This is a genomic window from Hungatella sp. L36 (genome assembly GCF_014288035.1).
The window spans coordinates 41,063-56,963 of record NZ_JACOPC010000015.1; the positions used below are offsets into that span (position 1 = coordinate 41,063).

At 50.0% G+C, this 15,901-nt stretch carries 15 protein-coding genes and 1 riboswitch; of the genes, 2 read left to right on the forward strand and 13 right to left on the reverse strand.

The window, feature by feature from the left end:
• Positions 1–25: 25 nt before the first annotated feature.
• Positions 26–1,846 (reverse strand): ABC-F family ATP-binding cassette domain-containing protein, encoded by a 1,821-nt coding sequence (locus H8S80_RS26570; RefSeq protein WP_025529747.1) that lies wholly within the window; start codon positions 1,844–1,846, stop codon positions 26–28.
• Between the two features lie 53 nt (positions 1,847–1,899).
• Positions 1,900–2,655, reverse strand: a complete 756-nt coding sequence (locus tag H8S80_RS26575; protein WP_029467044.1) for an exodeoxyribonuclease III — start codon at positions 2,653–2,655, stop codon at positions 1,900–1,902.
• A 193-nt stretch (positions 2,656–2,848) separates the two neighbouring features.
• On the opposite strand from H8S80_RS26575, the gene H8S80_RS26580 reads away from it, so the two are divergent.
• A complete protein-coding gene (locus H8S80_RS26580; RefSeq protein ID WP_117632985.1) occupies positions 2,849–3,430 on the forward strand; it encodes a hypothetical protein in 582 nt (193 codons plus the stop codon).
• Positions 3,431–3,519: 89 nt separating this feature from the next.
• Here the strand turns inward: H8S80_RS26580 and H8S80_RS26585 are convergent, their stop codons facing one another.
• The 11 genes from H8S80_RS26585 to H8S80_RS26635 form a co-directional block, all read right to left on the reverse strand.
• Positions 3,520–4,491: an AraC family transcriptional regulator gene (locus H8S80_RS26585; protein ID WP_347562430.1), complete on the reverse strand. Its 972-nt coding sequence runs from the start codon at positions 4,489–4,491 to the stop codon at positions 3,520–3,522.
• A gap of 220 nt (positions 4,492–4,711) precedes the next feature.
• A complete protein-coding gene (locus H8S80_RS26590; RefSeq protein ID WP_002605259.1) occupies positions 4,712–5,035 on the reverse strand; it encodes an energy-coupling factor ABC transporter substrate-binding protein in 324 nt (107 codons plus the stop codon).
• Between the two features lies 1 nt (position 5,036).
• Positions 5,037–5,786 carry an energy-coupling factor ABC transporter permease gene (locus H8S80_RS26595; protein WP_117632983.1) on the reverse strand — a complete coding sequence of 250 codons (750 nt, stop codon included), beginning with the start codon at positions 5,784–5,786 and terminating at the stop codon, positions 5,037–5,039.
• 170 nt (positions 5,787–5,956) lie between these two features.
• Positions 5,957–6,141: riboswitch (cobalamin riboswitch) on the reverse strand.
• A 27-nt stretch (positions 6,142–6,168) separates the two neighbouring features.
• Positions 6,169–7,056: an energy-coupling factor ABC transporter ATP-binding protein gene (locus H8S80_RS26600; RefSeq protein WP_117632982.1), complete on the reverse strand. Its 888-nt coding sequence runs from the start codon at positions 7,054–7,056 to the stop codon at positions 6,169–6,171.
• 49 nt (positions 7,057–7,105) lie between these two features.
• Entirely contained in the window at positions 7,106–7,906 is an 801-nt protein-coding gene (gene cbiQ / locus H8S80_RS26605) for a cobalt ECF transporter T component CbiQ (protein ID WP_243007976.1), read from the reverse strand.
• Between the two features lie 81 nt (positions 7,907–7,987).
• Positions 7,988–9,340, reverse strand: coding sequence for an MATE family efflux transporter (locus H8S80_RS26610; protein ID WP_117632981.1), 1,353 nt, complete (start codon positions 9,338–9,340; stop codon positions 7,988–7,990).
• A gap of 13 nt (positions 9,341–9,353) precedes the next feature.
• Entirely contained in the window at positions 9,354–9,773 is a 420-nt protein-coding gene (locus tag H8S80_RS26615; RefSeq protein ID WP_117632980.1) for a MarR family winged helix-turn-helix transcriptional regulator, read from the reverse strand.
• A gap of 166 nt (positions 9,774–9,939) precedes the next feature.
• The gene (locus tag H8S80_RS26620) at positions 9,940–10,932 is read right to left on the reverse strand and encodes a LacI family DNA-binding transcriptional regulator (protein WP_002605266.1); all 993 of its coding nucleotides are present in this window, start codon (positions 10,930–10,932) and stop codon (positions 9,940–9,942) included.
• A 200-nt stretch (positions 10,933–11,132) separates the two neighbouring features.
• Positions 11,133–11,990: a carbohydrate ABC transporter permease gene (locus tag H8S80_RS26625; RefSeq protein WP_002605267.1), complete on the reverse strand. Its 858-nt coding sequence runs from the start codon at positions 11,988–11,990 to the stop codon at positions 11,133–11,135.
• A 5-nt stretch (positions 11,991–11,995) separates the two neighbouring features.
• On the reverse strand, positions 11,996–12,925 hold the full coding sequence (locus tag H8S80_RS26630; protein ID WP_025529755.1) for a carbohydrate ABC transporter permease: 930 nt from the start codon (positions 12,923–12,925) through the stop codon (positions 11,996–11,998).
• 62 nt (positions 12,926–12,987) lie between these two features.
• A complete protein-coding gene (locus H8S80_RS26635) occupies positions 12,988–14,394 on the reverse strand; it encodes an ABC transporter substrate-binding protein (protein ID WP_025529756.1) in 1,407 nt (468 codons plus the stop codon).
• 331 nt (positions 14,395–14,725) lie between these two features.
• On the opposite strand from H8S80_RS26635, the gene H8S80_RS26640 reads away from it, so the two are divergent.
• Complete coding sequence (locus tag H8S80_RS26640; protein WP_117632979.1) at positions 14,726–15,850, forward strand: glycoside hydrolase family 88/105 protein; 1,125 nt, start codon at positions 14,726–14,728, stop codon at positions 15,848–15,850.
• The last annotated feature ends 51 nt before the right edge of the window (positions 15,851–15,901 follow it).

Sequence of the window (15,901 nt, forward strand, 5' to 3'; positions counted from 1 at the left end):
TTCCGGCGGTCCGCCATAAGACGAGTTACTGCTTCTCTATCTGTTCCGCCAGGTCGTTAAGAATCATCCAGCGTTCCATCTTTTCTTCAAGAAGCTGTTCCTGTATTCTCTTTTCTTCCATCAATTCATTCAATTTCGTATAATTGCTGGCACTTTTTTCTATCTGTGCATCCAGATCGGCGATCTTTTCTTCCACAGCTGCTATGGTATCCTCTATTGTGTCCCATTCTCTCTGTTCTTTAAATGAGAATCGGAGTTTCTTCTCTCCCTTGGGCTTTTCGGTGGTCTTCTTCCCCTCTTTTCCATCGGAAGACTTCTTGCCGGCCCCTATTCCCGCCGGCAGCATCCCCTCCGGATACTTCTCCGCGAAAGCCGCCTGATAATCCGTGTAGCCGCCCTCATACTGAGTCACCCGGCCCTCGCCCTCGAATGCGAAAATCCGCCGTACCACACGGTCCAAGAAATACCGGTCATGGGAGACCGTGATAACAATTCCCTGAAAGCTGTCCAAATAATCCTCGAGAATCGTCAGCGTCTGAATGTCCAGGTCATTGGTCGGCTCATCCAGAAGCAGGATATTCGGCGCTTCCATCAGGATGCGAAGCAGGTATAACCGCCGTTTCTCTCCTCCCGAAAGTTTGTCGATCACCGTATACTGCACACTGGATGGGAAGAGAAAGCGCTCCAGCATCTGAGACGCGCTGATGCTGCCGTCCTTTGTCTTCACATACTCTGCGGCCCCGCGAATATAGTCGATTACCTTGACACTTCCGTCCATAGCTTCATTTTCCTGGGAGAAATATCCCATCTTGACGGTCTGTCCGACGGTCACATTACCCGCGTCCGGCTCCAGCCATCCGGCTATAATCTTCATCAGCGTGGATTTTCCGCTTCCATTGGGACCGATGATGCCGATGCGATCATTTTTCAGGAAAATATAGGTGAAATCCTTCATCAAAACCTTGTCGCCAAAGGCCTTGCTGATGTCCTCCAGCTCCACTGTCGTGCGGCCCAGCCGGCTGGAAACGGAGTCCAGCTCCACGTTCTGATCCGCCTCCGGCCCCTTCTGGTCTCTCAGTGTCTCAAACCGCTCAATATGGGCCTTCTGCTTGGTTGACCTGGCCCGTGCGCCGCGCTGCATCCATTCCAGCTCCACCCTTAAGAGGGACTGGCGTTTGCGTTCCGTGGCCTGTTCCATATCGAGGCGCTGGGCCTTCAGTTCCAGATAGCCCTCGTAATTGGCCTGATAGCTGTATAGTTTGCCCTTGTCCAGCTCCACGATCCGGTTCGTCACACTGTCCAGGAAATACCGGTCATGGGTTACCATTAAGAGCGCTCCGTTAAACCGGCGCAGATACGTCTCCAGCCAGTCCGCCATGGCGCTGTCCAGATGGTTGGTCGGCTCGTCCAATACCAGTAAATCCGCCGTGGAAAGAAGGACGCTTACCAGCGCCACCCGTTTTCTCTGGCCGCCCGAAAGGGTCTCCACGCGGTCGTCAAAATCCGTGAAGCCCAGCTTTGTGAGCATCATCTTCGCCTGGCTCTCTAAGTCCCACACATGAGCGTGTCCCTCATTTTCACGGACAATGCTTTCCAGGATCGTATCGCCGTCATGAAACTTCGGATTCTGAGACAAAAACCGGATATCCAGATTACGTCCGCGCACCACGCTTCCGTCGTCCGGTTCCTCCAGCCCTGCCACAATCTTTAAAAGCGTCGATTTCCCCGTTCCGTTGATCCCGATAAGGCCGATCTTCTCTCCCTCATTGATGCTGAAGCTGGCATCGTCAAAGAGCAGCCGCTCGGTGTATGATTTTGTCAAATGTTCTATCGTTAATAAATTCATCTTTGTAATTCGTCTCTCCGTTCCTTATTCATCGCCGTATAGAATCCACGCTTCTATTCAATCACCAGTTCCACCGGGCAATGGTCAGATCCGAGTATCTCCGTATGGATATCCGCACTGACCAGCCTGTCCTTTAACGATTCCGATACACAGAAATAGTCAATTCTCCAGCCTGCGTTCTTGGATCTGGCACTAAACCGGTAGGACCACCAGGAGTAAATCTCCTCTCTGTCCGGATAGAACCAGCGGAAGGTGTCGATGAATCCGGCCTCCAGAAGATCTGTAAACTTGCCGCGCTCTTCGTCTGTGAAGCCCGCGTTCTTCCGGTTTGTCTTCGGATTCTTCAAGTCGATCTCCTTATGTGCCACATTCAAATCACCGCAGAAAATAACCGGCTTCTTCTCTTCCAGCCCTTTTAGATACTGAAGAAATGCATCCTCCCACGTCATACGGTATGGCAGGCGCGCCAGCCCGTCCTTGGAATTGGGGGTGTAGCAGGTGACAACGTAATATTCGGGAAATTCCGCCGTTATTACACGGCCCTCATGATCGTGTTCCTCTATTCCGATGCCGTACGCAACCGATAGCGGCGCCTCCTTCGTAAACATGGCGGTTCCCGAATAGCCTTTCTTCTCCGCGTAATTCCAGTACTGATGGTAGCCCGGCAGATCCAGTTCGATCTGTCCCTCTGAAAGCTTGCTCTCCTGTATGCAGAAAATATCCGCCTTCACTTCGTGAAAATAATCTAAAAAACCTTTACCTACGCAGGCGCGCAGGCCATTAACATTCCATGATATCAATTTTTTCATTTAACAGTCTCTCCTTAGACAATACATAATGTTAGTATAGCATTTTCCAGGACAATAGAAAAGATTAATCTTGGTGGAAATTTTCAGATGAAAAATCCATAAGATCTGATCCATAAGATTCATTCTCAAGTTGATTCCGCTCTGTCGGAATGATATACTGCCACTGAATACATGAAAAGGAGGACTTATCTATATGAAGCATTTAAACAGGCTGGCCGCGCTCGCGCTGTCAGTATCCATGGGTATTTCCGGCTGCGCGTTTGCACCGGCGTCATCCGCTTCTTCCGAGACAGTCTCTTCTACATATGAAAAAGATACGGATAACGGAGAAACCATCTCCGCCGAATCAGCAGATAGCGAGGAAACTTCAATTGATGATACCGGGGAAGCTTCCCTTTCGCCTTCGGAGCAGTCCATTGAAACGGAGGAAGAAAACGCTTCAGAAACAGAATCCGGGAGAGCGGCCGCATTTGCTTTAAAAATAAAAAAGGCCGTTGCATCGTCTGATCTGGAAGGTTTTGCAGATCTCTGCGGCTATCCGGTCTACATATCCCTGGAATCAGGGGACGGCCGCGAGCTTGAGACACGGGATGACCTGATCGCCCTCGGCTCAGATACTCTGTTTACCCAGAAGATGAAGGACACCATCGCGGCAGTACAGGAATCGCAGCTTGACTCCTACGGCGCTGGCGTGATGATGGGCGAAAACGGGGCGGTTGTGTTCAATGATGTAAATGGAACGATGATGATTACGGGAATCAATTTGTCTGACTGATCTGAGGAGGAACAGAGCGGGGGCACGCTGTCCCCCGGAGTTTATTTCATTCATAGGACAAACTTTCCTATGGATGAAATAATGGGTGCTCAGATAACCGGCACCCATAACTGAATATCACTTTCCCCCTTTTCGTCCAACCGTTCCCCATACCTTGCAAAATCATACCGTCTGCCGTCGTCAAACCGACAGGTGGATTCAGGAAACCACTCCCCATAGATGTATTCCACCACTGGCTGGAGGCTGTCCTCATTCCTTCCGCGGAAGGAAAACACAGCATAACGGCCGGCCGGGAATGTAAATTCCTGCATTCCCCTGGGAACCGTGTGTTCTTCGGCGACCTCTGCTCCCGCAACATACCGGAACACCTTATCCATTCCCTGGCAGGGATAATAAGAGTAGTCATTTACCCCAATCAGAAATTCCTCGTCCGTGCGGCCGGAGATCCGGTCCTTTTTCGCATGAAGCCGCCTCCAGCACCTACCGATTACAGAGAAACCGCCCTTTGTGGAACCGCAGCAGCCGACGATGGATATCGTCTTTGCCTCCGTCATGGCCACCTCAAGTATCCTGTCCCCCCGCAGTTTTTCCCGGCGGGAGGCATCGTATTTCAGCTGCAGCGGGAAGAAATCACCCTTCTTCCGGTATTGGGATGGACTGTGTTTAAAATACTTCTGAAACGCCCTCGAAAATGAGCGCTGCGTTTCGTATCCGGAAGCCAGCGCAATTTCCAAAACAGGCTGTTCCGAAAACACCAGCATACGGGCCGCCTCAGTCAGCCTGCGCCTCATAAGATAGGTATGCATGGGAAAACCGGTAACAGATGCAAACATGCGGTGCAAATGGTATCTGGAATAGTTGAAAGCCACAGCAATACTTTCTAAATCCAGCCGCTCCTCCATCAGATGTTCTTCGATATAGTCAATGACTGCAGCTATTTCTTCTATATTAGTTGGTGTGTGATTCATCTTGTCACTCCATTTGTCATCCATTCTGCTCCCCATCTTACCATTCCTATCGGCCGCCTCATCGTAATTCGCAGCCTCCAATTCACTCGCCATAATCCCCGCCTCCTGTCTTTTCTCTATCATACCAGAAAACAAGAACATTTTTGTCACATTTCTTGCTGCCTGCATGCTTTCCGACAGTCCAGTTTTTTCCATTCTCCTTCCTTTTATCTCCCGTTCTCGCATTCTGGCTGTCAGGCTTGCAGCCACAGGCAGAAAATAAGCCGGGAAATTCCATCAGAAGGAATTTCCCGGCTCTATAAAACTGCTTGTTTTATTTATTTTCTTTTTTTGTCATCCATTTCTTCCGCTCTACGAAACGTCCCATGACAAAGGCCATGATGCCGACGCCGATTCCGGTCTGAATGCAGAACAGCAGGCTTTCCACCTCGCCCGGGAGTTCGCCCTGAATCAGGGTTTCCATTACCGGGGTGAACCACGGCTCATACTCTTCTCCACGGATCTCCGCCACCATCTGGCTTCCCGCATCGTCGGATCCGCCGAATTCTGCGCCTTTTAACGCGAACAGCGGAATAATTGCGATCAGGCAGGCAATGACCAGTAAAACGGTTACAATCATTTTTTTATTCTTATCCATCTTATTTTGCCTCCTTTGCAAATCCGATACTGGAAAGCTCCGGCCCGGCGTAGGATTCCAGCGCTATGATGATAACAGTGGTGAGAAGTCCCTCAATGATGGCCAGCGGCAGCTGTGTCGGCGCAAACACGCCTAAAAACTTCGCCGCAGACAGAGCCACACCGCCCTGCTCTGCAGGATAGGCCAACGCCAGCTGAAGGCTGGTTACGCAGTATGTAAACAGATCGCCAAGGGTAGCCGCAAGAAATACGGATACGTAGCGGTTTACCTTTAACTTTCCGCATAATTTATAGATCCCAAAAGCCACGAACGGACCAGCAATCGCCATAGAGAAGGTATTGGCACCCAGCGTGGTGAGTCCCCCATGTGCCAGTAAAACTGCCTGGAAAATCAATACGATAATTCCAAGGATGCTCACTGCCGACGGCCCAAACAGGATCGCCCCGAGACCGGTTCCGGTCATGTGGGAGCAACTGCCCGTAACAGACGGAATCTTCAGGGACGAAATCACAAAAATAAACGCCCCGGCCATGGCAAGCACGGTGATGTTCTTTCTGTTTTCACCCAGTGTACGGCGTATGGAAAAAAATCCGGCGGCCAGGAACGGCACACAGACAGCTCCCCATACCAGGCAGTAGCCCAAAGGCAGATACCCCTCCATAATGTGCATCGCATATGAGACCGGCATAACGCCGAACGTAAATGCAAATGCGACTGCAAGTGTCATGATTCTTTTTTCTTTCTTCATCATCTCTATTCTCCCTTCAAAAAAAATAAGCACCTCATCCGATGATTCCCACTCATCAGACCGGTACTTTGACGACAGCCTCTTCTTCGCTCTTATCCCCTGTCTTCACAGAGATCTCCGGTTTTCCGGACGCAAAAAAAGGCTTCGGCCTCCGGTCATCGCTCGTAACCGGACGCATCGTATCGCAACAGGCAGGTCTTCTGACTCAAGGTTCATCACAGCAGCTCATCTTCCCGGTTACCCAGTGATTTATCGAGCCCTGCTCCTCTTTTACAGCGGCGGGACCGTAAGGGATTTTCACCCTTTTCCCTATTATCCTGCGGAGAATTTCACAGGCACCTCTTGCGTAATTCTATTGTATTGTACACGAAAACGGCTCCGGCTGTCAAATACATTTAACGCCGTCTGCTCTCATTTTCAAACTGCCGGCTTCCTGCTGCTGGCACAGCAGCCGTTCCAGTTCCTCTGCATCTTTTGCATATGAACCGTCAGGCACAAGCCCATGGGCCGCCAGCCGGCTGCACACATCCATCAGGACCGGCTTTCTTAAGTTCGCCTGCGATACCACGCTTTCATCCTGGAAAATGCGGCGCGGCGAGTCATCCGCAATCAGACGGCCTCCGGCAAATACCAACGCCCGGTCCGCCCATCTCCAGGCAAAATCCACATCATGGGTAGAAATCAAAAGAGTTTTCCCCATATTCCACAGCTTATCCAGAACTGCCTCGAATATTGCCGTATTCAGAGGGTCCAGCGAAGCCGTCGGCTCATCAAACAGGAAGAGTTCCGACTCCATCGCGACAATATCCGCGATACAGACCCGTTTCTTCTCACCGCCGCTGAGATAGTGAGGCGGCCTGTCTTTCATTTCTACTAAGTTCATACAAGCAAGGGCCTCATCCACGCGCCGTTTCACCTCCGCGGCCGGAAGCTTTAAATTCATGGGCCCGAATGAAACCTCCGCGGCCACCGTTGATGCGATAATCTGATTATCCGCCTCCTGAAACACAATTCCAACGTGCTTTCGCAGCTCATTCCGGTTCTTTTTTGTAATTTCGGTACCCCGGTATAAGATTTTCCCGGAATCCGGTGACAGCACGCCGTTCAGATTCAGAAAACACGTGGATTTTCCTGCTCCGTTGGAACCCAGTACCGCGATCCGCTCGCCCTTTCTGACCGATAAGTTCACATCCTGCAGGGCCGTTTTCCTGCTGTCATAGGAATAGCAGAGATGCTCTGTCTCCAGAATCACATCTCCTTTGTTCTCGTCCACATACTCACCACCTTTTCTCTCATTTTCTCTGTATCACTCCGATGTCGGACTACAGTAAGATCCACACCGCCGCAATCAGCAGTAAGTATCCTGCTGCCGCTGCCGCCTGGCTTCCCCTGATCCGCTTCTCTTCCTCCAGGAAACAGAGATCCCCGTCGTAGCACCGGGATAATAGAGAGTCATAATACGTGTCCGCCCTTTTTAACGATGCCACCAGCAGATTGCCGGCAGTGCTTCCGAAGGTACGGCAGGATGTCCTAAAATCGCAGGTTCCCAGCCGGGAAACAGCGGCCTGTTTCATCTGACTGTGGGTGTCGCTCAAAACGAAAATAAAGCGGTAAATCAGATACATCAGTTCCACAATCATTTTCGGTACGTGTATGCGCTTTAAGACTCCGATCATCTCACTGGCCGGCGTGGCAAGCGTCATCATGTACATGGCACTGACCGCCCCCAGCGCTCTGGTAAACAGCAGTACAGCCTGCAAAAGCCCGGCCTTCGTCACATAAAGCGAAAACCATGGAACGCTTATATACCAGTCGCCGTAGGGCCTGCGCGAAATACCTGCGGCAATCGCCACGGTCCCCATAAAAAGAAAGGCGAGAGGAATCGTAAGCAGCTTTAAATACCGTGCAGGCGATAAGCCTCCCGCCATAACCGTAATGCAGGCCATGGTAAAGATTACAAATACCGACACCGACAGCTTGTCCGCCGCGATGCACAGACAGAGCGCCGCCATGCCCACCGCCATCTTAAGCCCCGCATTCCAGCTTCTGAGCCGCGACTCATAGGCATAGAAATCAATCGAATGCGCCGCATCGTGTTTATGACCTCTGTGAATTGGTTTCACCTCCCTTGATCTATTTACCGGCATTGGCCGATATGACCCATTATATAACGGGAGGAGGCGTATGGCAAATAAAATGGTAATTTATCCCTTCTTCCCTTCACGCTTCCGATACCATCCATACCACACCGTAAAGAACACAATCCCATACACCGAAGCCAGCGGCACCGCCAGTCCGATATCAAACAGGCTGGCCCCATCCTTCAGGCTGAACACATACGACAGCGGCACCCTCACGAGAAACGACGCCGTTATTCCCTGCAGCATAACGGGAAGCGACATGCCATGGCCGTTAAAGTAGCCGATATAACTGAATACAATACAGGTAAGTATGGCCTCCGGGCTGAATCCCTTTAAGTACTCCGCGCCCCGCACAATATAAGCCTCATTGGAGGTAAACAGCGACGCCGGGATATCCCCTCTGAAAAACGTAACCGCAAAGATAAACACGCCGACGCAGACGCCGAGCCCCATTCCCGTGAGCATTGCCTTCCTGGCCCGTTCCTCTTTGCCGGCCCCCACATTCTGAGCCACAAAGGCCGACATGGACTGCATCAGCGCAGAAGGGATCAGCATGACAAAGGAAATGACCTTCTGGGCGATTCCATACCCGGAGGACGCCTCAAGGCCGATTCCATTTACAATCGCACAGAGAATTAAGAATGATATATTTGTCAGCATTTCCTGAAGCGCCAGCGGTATTCCCAGCTTTAAAAATACCAGAATTTCACGGTTAAAGCGGATATCACTTTTCTTAATGGTGAACGGAAGCTTCTGCCTGCGGATGATAAGCAGAGACAGGACCACGCTGACGGCCTGGGCCAGAATCGTGGCCAGCGCGGCGCCCGCCACATTCATGTGAAAAACTGCCACGAAAAGCAGATCTCCAATAACATTTACGATACAGGCGATCAGGACAAAAATCAGCGGCAGCTTCGAATTTCCCAGTCCGCGGAAGATGCCGCTGATCACATTATAAGCTACCACGAATACAATCCCCACACCGCAGATTCTCACATACTGCACCGTCAGGTCGTAGGCCTGTTCCGGGGCATTGAGCAGTGATGCAAAGACAGGAGCCAGAAACAGAAGCAGGGCCATGATGACTGCCGTAAAAATCACAAAAAAACAAACCGTTCCTCCAATTACACCGCCGATCCGTTCGTTCCGCTTCTCTCCGAGGTAACGGCTGATTAAAACCGTCACGCCCATCACAAGAGCGGTAATCACAAATGTAACCAGATTGATGATGTTGCTCCCCGTCGCCACCGCCGAGATACCCGCATCGGTTCCAAACTGCCCCACGACGAGTAAATCCACTGCGCCGTACATCGCCTGCAGGATCAACGCTCCCAGCACCGGTACCATAAATTTGACAAGTTTCCCCACGATACTTCCCTGAGTAAAATCGTCCGATAATGTGTTATGCTTTGACATACTTCTCTCCTTCCTAACGTTCCAGGTTCTCCAGCATTTTCTCTGCAACCTTCATAAATGTATTTAAATCTTCCTGGGAGATTCCCTCAACGAGCAGTCCCTCCGTCTTCTGGATCTCCTGCTGCAGCGCCAACCGGATGTCCTCAGCCGCCTCCGTAAACTGAATTTTCTTATATCTCCCATCCTCTTCACTGCTGACCCGCTGTATCATCTTTCTGCTCTCCAGCGTCTTCAGAAGCTCCGTAGCCGTCGATGGCCGCAGCCCGAACTCTTTCTCAATGTCTTTCTGATACAGCGGCCGGTCTCTGCCGTCAACCAGGATAAAATCCAGAATCCGCCCCTGAACCTCTGTAATTCCGAGATTTTTCCCCATCTTTTCCGATCTGCGCCTTAGGCGTATGGAAATTTTATTGATCAGTTTTCCTGTATCCATTGTGCTTCCCCCTGTGCTTGGCTGAATTTGGAATCTATATAGTTCGGTTCCTAACTATTAGGTTATAACACATTTTCAGTAAATGTCAAGTGCAAGATTGATTCAAAAAAAGCGCCTCTCCCGCGAGTCAGGCCCGCGCCGGAGAGGCGCACACAATGCGAAGCACCTAAGCATTTAAATTCTTCACAGTTTCCCGTATTATCAGTCTGTTTTCCAGATAGACCCGCCGGTTATCGATGATTCCGTCCTCCAGACGGCGCAGCAGAATCCGCGTCCCTTCCCGGGCGATCTCGCCCATGTTCCGCTCCACAGTAGTCAGCTTCATATTCGCATAGCCCGACAGATCCCAGTTGTCGAAGCCCACCAGCGACACGTCGTCCGGCACCTTTAGGCCGACCTCGGTGACTGCCTCCCGGGCGCCGAATGCCATCTCATCGTTAAAGCTTAAAATTGCCGTCAGATCCTGTTCCAGAAGCCGCTTGGCCGCCTGATATCCGCTGGCATAGCGGTATGTACCGTGTTCCACCGGCAGACTGTCGGGATCCAGACCGTGTTTTGTCATGGAGGCGCGCCAGCCGCGGTGACGCAGCCTGGTGGAATCCAGATTCGAATTCCCTTCGATAATGCCGATTCTCCGATGCCCGTTTTCCAGAAGGCAATCCATGGCTTTTTCCATGGCTCCGGCCTCATCGGTGGTAACGTTAGGCACATCCAGAAATACCGTCCGGCAGATGGCTACCATGGGAATCCCCTTATTCAGGACTTCATCCATGAATTCCAGATCATCGTCCTTCTGCGTAAGCACGATAATTCCATCCAAAAAGGAGGGATTCAGCGTTCCCGGCTCATGCATATCAATACCTTTGACAATGACATTATATTTGCTCCCCACCACGCTGTAGACCCCGGTCAGCACATCGTGCAGAACGAAGGGGGAACTCATCTTGCTGATGGTGGAGAAGTAAAGACCAATCACGTAGGACCGTGACATCTTCAGCTGAATCGCCGCCTGATTCGGCACGTATCCCATCTCTTCCGCGATTTTCAAAATACGTTTCTTTTTATCGGACTTGTCCGCATTCGGATCATTTAAGGCTCTGGATACCGTAGAGTAAGACACTCCCGCTTTTTTTGCCACATCCTTGATCGTAACTGCCATATCCCACACTCCCTGCCACAAATACGTAATAGATTTAGTATACCTTTGACGTCCGAAGATTGCAACACCTTAATTCTCTGAGTTTTACTTTAAAGGGAGGCAGAGGTTACAGCCCGGTCGGTCTCTGCTTCCCGGTCTGCCCGGCTGTGAACTGCACCAAACAAAGAAGGACGGAGGTACAGCAGCCTCCGCCCATTCACTTAACCCTTTACGCCGCCTGCCGCGATACCGTCGATAAACTGATCCTGAGCCAGCAGGAACACGATCAGAGACGGAATAATGGAAATCAGGGACATGGCCAGCACACGATTCCACTCAAAGCCGGTATCTGCGTCCATGGACATCTTAACAAAGATGGACGCCGGGTAGCGGGCCGGTGTGTTGACATAAAGCAATGGTCCCATAAAGTCATTGGAAGACCACATAAACTGAAATAATGCACACGATACAATTGATGGCTTTAGCATCGGCACGATCACATACCATAAGGTCTTGACAGAACCGCATCCGTCGATGGTAGCCGCTTCCTCCAGCTCCTTGGGAATATTTCTTAAAAACTGAATCAGCATGAATACGAAATAGGTATCCGTCGCAAACATTGTCGGTACGATCAGCGCCAGATAAATCGGGGAATCGATCCAGCCAAACTTATTGAACAGGACGAACTGCGGCACATTTAACACGACCTGGGGAAGGAACAGTGTGGACATCAGAACTGCAAAGAGCAGCTTTTTGCCCCTGAATTCAAACCTGGCGAAGCCGTATGCCGTTATGGTGGCGGATACAATCGTGAATACCACCTTCGGCAAAACGATGGAATACGTATTAATCATGGCTTTAAAGATATCAATATCACCGCCATAGCTTTTCAACGCGTTCTTATAACCGTCCAGCGTCGGATTCTTCGGTATGAAACCAATCCCGCTGAATATCTCATTATTCGTTTTAAAGGTAGCCCCAACCATCCAGATCAGCGGATAAATCATGATGAAGCCCACTACGATCAGCACTACGTAGCGCACGATCGTATTGACAGTCTTTCTTGTCTCTCTCGTCATCTTTTTTACCTCCCGTCCTCATCTGAATAGTAGACCCAGTGCTTCTGGCTGAAGAATGCAATGCCTGTAAACGTCATAACAATCAGGAACAGCAGCCATGCCTGAGCGCTCGCCAGACCCATCTCGTAGCTCTTGAACGCATTGTTATAAATCAGCATGGAGATCAGCATGGTCGAATTACGCGGTCCGCCCTGGGTAATGATGAACGGTCCGTTGAATTCCTGGAACGCCTGACACAGCTGGGTAACCAGGTTGTAGAAAATAACCGGGGTAATAAGCGGAACCGTAATGCTGAAGAACTGTCTCCATTTCCCGGCGCCATCGATGGCTGCCGCCTCATATAAATCCTCCGAGACACCCTTTAAGGCCGCCAGGAAGATCACCATGGCAGAACCAAACTGCCAGACTCTCAGCAGGCAGATTACAAACAGCGCGTGAGACGGACTGGCCAGCCAGTTCGGTCCCTCGATGCCCATGTAGCTCAGCAGCATGTTGATAATACCGTCATCCTTAAATACCGCTTTCCACAGCACGGCGATGGCGATGGAGCCGCCCAGAATCGACGGAATATAGTAAGCCGTACGGAAGAGATTGACTCCCTTTAACTTAAAGTTCAGAATATATGCAATAAATAACGCAAAAACCAGTTTCAGCGGTACGGTCATGAAAGCGTATTTCATCGTAACCACAAAGGCTTTTACAATCTTCTTAGTATGGATAATCTCGTCATAGTTCATCAGGCCAACTTTGGAAACTCCGTCAAACAAATGATAGTCCGTAAAACTGTATACAAGTGATGATCCAAACGGATATACCTTAAAAATAAGAAATCCGATCAGCCATGGCAGTATGAAGAAAAAGCCTTTGTTTTCTTTTACGATCTTCTTAAAGCTCCTTCTTTCTGCGGTTGTACTCTGAGCCGCTGGTTGCTTCATACCGTTACCTCCTCTTTCTTACGCAGCGGCCCCCGTTGCCGGCGGCCGCTGATTGTCACTCACTATTTGCTTAAAACTTTATTGACACCGTCAATCAGTACTTCGGTTGCTTCATCAAGATCGTAATCGCCGTAGCTTAAGCCTGCCATTACATCCCAGTAAACGCCCTCGTTTGTTGCCTTTAACGCACTCGCCTCAAACTTTGGATCCAGCGGGAAGGAGACATAGCTTAATACCTTGGAGTTTGCTTCTGCCACTAATTCATTTAACAGACCGTTGTCCTTACAGATCTTAAGGCCTTCTGCGGAGCACGGAATTCCTCTCTCGGAAGCAAGAATCTTGACGCCCTCCTCCTCATTTAACAGGAAGTTTACTAAAGCTGCACACTCAGCCGGATGCTTTGTGTTTTCAGAAATACCAAAGCACATGGAAACCTTCGCAAAACCGCCCTTATGGTCGCCCATGTCGGCAAATTCCTCGCCTACTACGAATTCCTGGCCTTCATTTAACGCGCCCTGCTGCTTGGTAGCTGCGGAATCCCATTCGAAGATGCCTGCGTATTTGCCTTCCATCCACTTCGGATTCTTGTCGAAGGAAGCCGCGCCGTCGCCTGCGATGGTGGCGATGGACGGAATTACATGATCCGCTTCCAGAGACTGGATAAATTCCAGACCGTCCTTAATCTCATCTTCAGAGTACTGAAGCTCATTATTCTCTACCCAGGCTTTTCCGTACTTGGACTCTAAGTAGTAAACCATGAAGATTGTTCTGTCATACTCGTTCATAGCCAGCGGATAGTATTCGTCGCCAAGCTTTTCCTGGAATACCTTTCCTGCTGCTCTTAAGTCGGCTAAGGTCTTCGGTGTCTCAATTCCGGCCTGGTCGTATGTAGTCTTGTTCCAGTAGAAGATTCTGCCTGTCATGGAGATCGGAACGCCCTGCAGTTTGTCTGCTACCGTACACTGTGCCAGGTAATCTTCCGAGAACTGGGACAGATCGAGAATATCGGATAGCTTATTCAGATCATAGAATGCGCTTCCGTCTGAGCTGAAGGAAGTAATCCAGTTCCAGTTAATTTGGTTTACATCGGGTGCTGTGCCTGTGGCAAACTGTGAGGACATCTTATCTTCCCAGCCATCCCATGCGGAATAAGAAGTCTTTACCGTAATGTTCGGATACTTCTTCATAAACGCATCGACCGCGGCCAGAGTGGCTTCGTGCCTTGAATCGCCGCCCCACCAGCTGAAGGAAATCTCGATGGGATCTGTGGTGTTCACCGTCAGGCCTTCCGCCTCCGCCGGTTCCGCCGTGGTCTCCGCCTCCGTTTTTGCAGCTTCTGTTTTTGCAGCCTCTGTCTGAGCAGCGGTCGTCTCCTCTGCCTGCTTTGCTCCGTTGCCGCAGCCTGCCAGTCCTGCTGCCATCGCAGCCGCCATTACCAGTGTTAAAGCTTTTTTCCAGTTCTTTCTCATAAGACAGTCTCCCTTTCTTTCTTAGGCGCTTTTCTCATTGCTTTAATTTTGCAAAGGTTTGCAACCTGTTTCTTAAAAATATGCATATCTGCTACATTCCAGCCCCTCGTTTGTGTCTTTTTGCCAGCAAATATACATTGTCTCGTTGATGTTTTTATCTTATCACCATTCTTTTCCCATGTCAATTGTGTATTATGCATATCATTTCATCAACTTTTTATATATATTTACTAATTTTATTTTTTAAAATATATGATATTATAATAGAAACTGCAAACGTTTGAATTTTCAATCTTTTATTTTTTTCATATACAGAAAAGGAGTATTCAATATGGAAATACTGGACCGCTATATTCATCAATTATTAGATCAGAGTACCCCTGAATCACCGATCTGGTATAAGGAAGAGAGCGATGCATCGGCTCCGGCCAAATGGAACTATATGGATGGCTGCATGATCAAGGCCATTCTCGAACTCTACCACATTACAGAAAACAGCAGATACTTAGAATTCGCCGATCACTTCATCGATCACTTCGTCCGCGAGGACGGCTCCATTGTTTCCTACGACCCGGAAGAATATAATCTGGACAATGTAAATGCAGGCAAGACCCTGTTCGATTTATATAAGCTGACCGGAAAAGAGAAATACCGGAAGGGAATCGACACCGTGCACAGCCAGATCCTCGGCCAGCCCCGCACCTCTACCGGCAACTTCTGGCACAAGCTGATCTACCCCAACCAGATCTGGCTGGACGGGCTCTACATGGCGCTTCCCTTCTATATGCAGTATGAAGTGGAATACAATGGCTGCAAAAACTGCATGGACATTATTGATCAGTTTAAAAATGTCCGGCAGCTGATGCGGGAACCGCTGAATGGCCTTTACTACCACGCCTATGATGACTCCCGGAAGATGTTCTGGTGCGACAGGGTGACCGGACTCTCCGATAACTTCTGGCTCCGCGCGCTGGGCTGGTTCTCCATGGCGCTCATCGACACCATGGAAATCATGCCGGATTCCTTAATGGAACAGCGCACCGAATTAAACACCATATATCGGGAACTGATTGACGCCATGCTTCCTTACCAGGACGAAGCGGCCGGCATGTGGTATCAGGTCGTGAACCGCGGCGGCATCAGCCCCAATTACTTAGAGACCTCCGGTTCCGCCATCTTCGCCTATGCAATTATGAAGAGCGTCCGCCTGGGCTATCTGCCGGACACGTATCTTCCATTTGGCGAGAAGGCATTCCAGGGCATCTGTGACAAGTATCTCTCCGAAGAAAACGGCGAATTACAGCTGGATGGCATCTGCCTCGTAGCCGGCCTCGGCAACACCGAGAACCGGGAAGGCACCTTTGAATATTATATGCGGGAGCCTATTGTGAAAAACGAAGCGAAGGGCATCGCACCGCTCATTCTTGCTTATATTGAAATCTTGATGCGGAAGTAGGTTACAGGTTTCATTTCCCTTGCAACGGTATGGGGCTTATGGTATCATATG

Bases quoted from the DNA above. Each gene is read 5' to 3' on its own strand.
- H8S80_RS26570 (WP_025529747.1), bottom strand. From the start codon at position 1,846: ATGAATTTATTAACGATAGAACATTTGACAAAATCATACACCGAGCGG.
- H8S80_RS26575 (WP_029467044.1), bottom strand. From the start codon at position 2,655: ATGAAAAAATTGATATCATGGAATGTTAATGGCCTGCGCGCCTGCGTA.
- H8S80_RS26580 (WP_117632985.1), top strand. From the start codon at position 2,849: ATGAAGCATTTAAACAGGCTGGCCGCGCTCGCGCTGTCAGTATCCATG.
- H8S80_RS26585 (WP_347562430.1), bottom strand. From the start codon at position 4,491: ATGGCGAGTGAATTGGAGGCTGCGAATTACGATGAGGCGGCCGATAGG.
- H8S80_RS26590 (WP_002605259.1), bottom strand. From the start codon at position 5,035: ATGGATAAGAATAAAAAAATGATTGTAACCGTTTTACTGGTCATTGCC.
- H8S80_RS26595 (WP_117632983.1), bottom strand. From the start codon at position 5,786: ATGATGAAGAAAGAAAAAAGAATCATGACACTTGCAGTCGCATTTGCA.
- H8S80_RS26610 (WP_117632981.1), bottom strand. From the start codon at position 9,340: ATGTCAAAGCATAACACATTATCGGACGATTTTACTCAGGGAAGTATC.
- H8S80_RS26615 (WP_117632980.1), bottom strand. From the start codon at position 9,773: ATGGATACAGGAAAACTGATCAATAAAATTTCCATACGCCTAAGGCGC.
- H8S80_RS26620 (WP_002605266.1), bottom strand. From the start codon at position 10,932: ATGGCAGTTACGATCAAGGATGTGGCAAAAAAAGCGGGAGTGTCTTAC.
- H8S80_RS26625 (WP_002605267.1), bottom strand. From the start codon at position 11,990: ATGACGAGAGAGACAAGAAAGACTGTCAATACGATCGTGCGCTACGTA.
- H8S80_RS26630 (WP_025529755.1), bottom strand. From the start codon at position 12,925: ATGAAGCAACCAGCGGCTCAGAGTACAACCGCAGAAAGAAGGAGCTTT.
- H8S80_RS26635 (WP_025529756.1), bottom strand. From the start codon at position 14,394: ATGAGAAAGAACTGGAAAAAAGCTTTAACACTGGTAATGGCGGCTGCG.
- H8S80_RS26640 (WP_117632979.1), top strand. From the start codon at position 14,726: ATGGAAATACTGGACCGCTATATTCATCAATTATTAGATCAGAGTACC.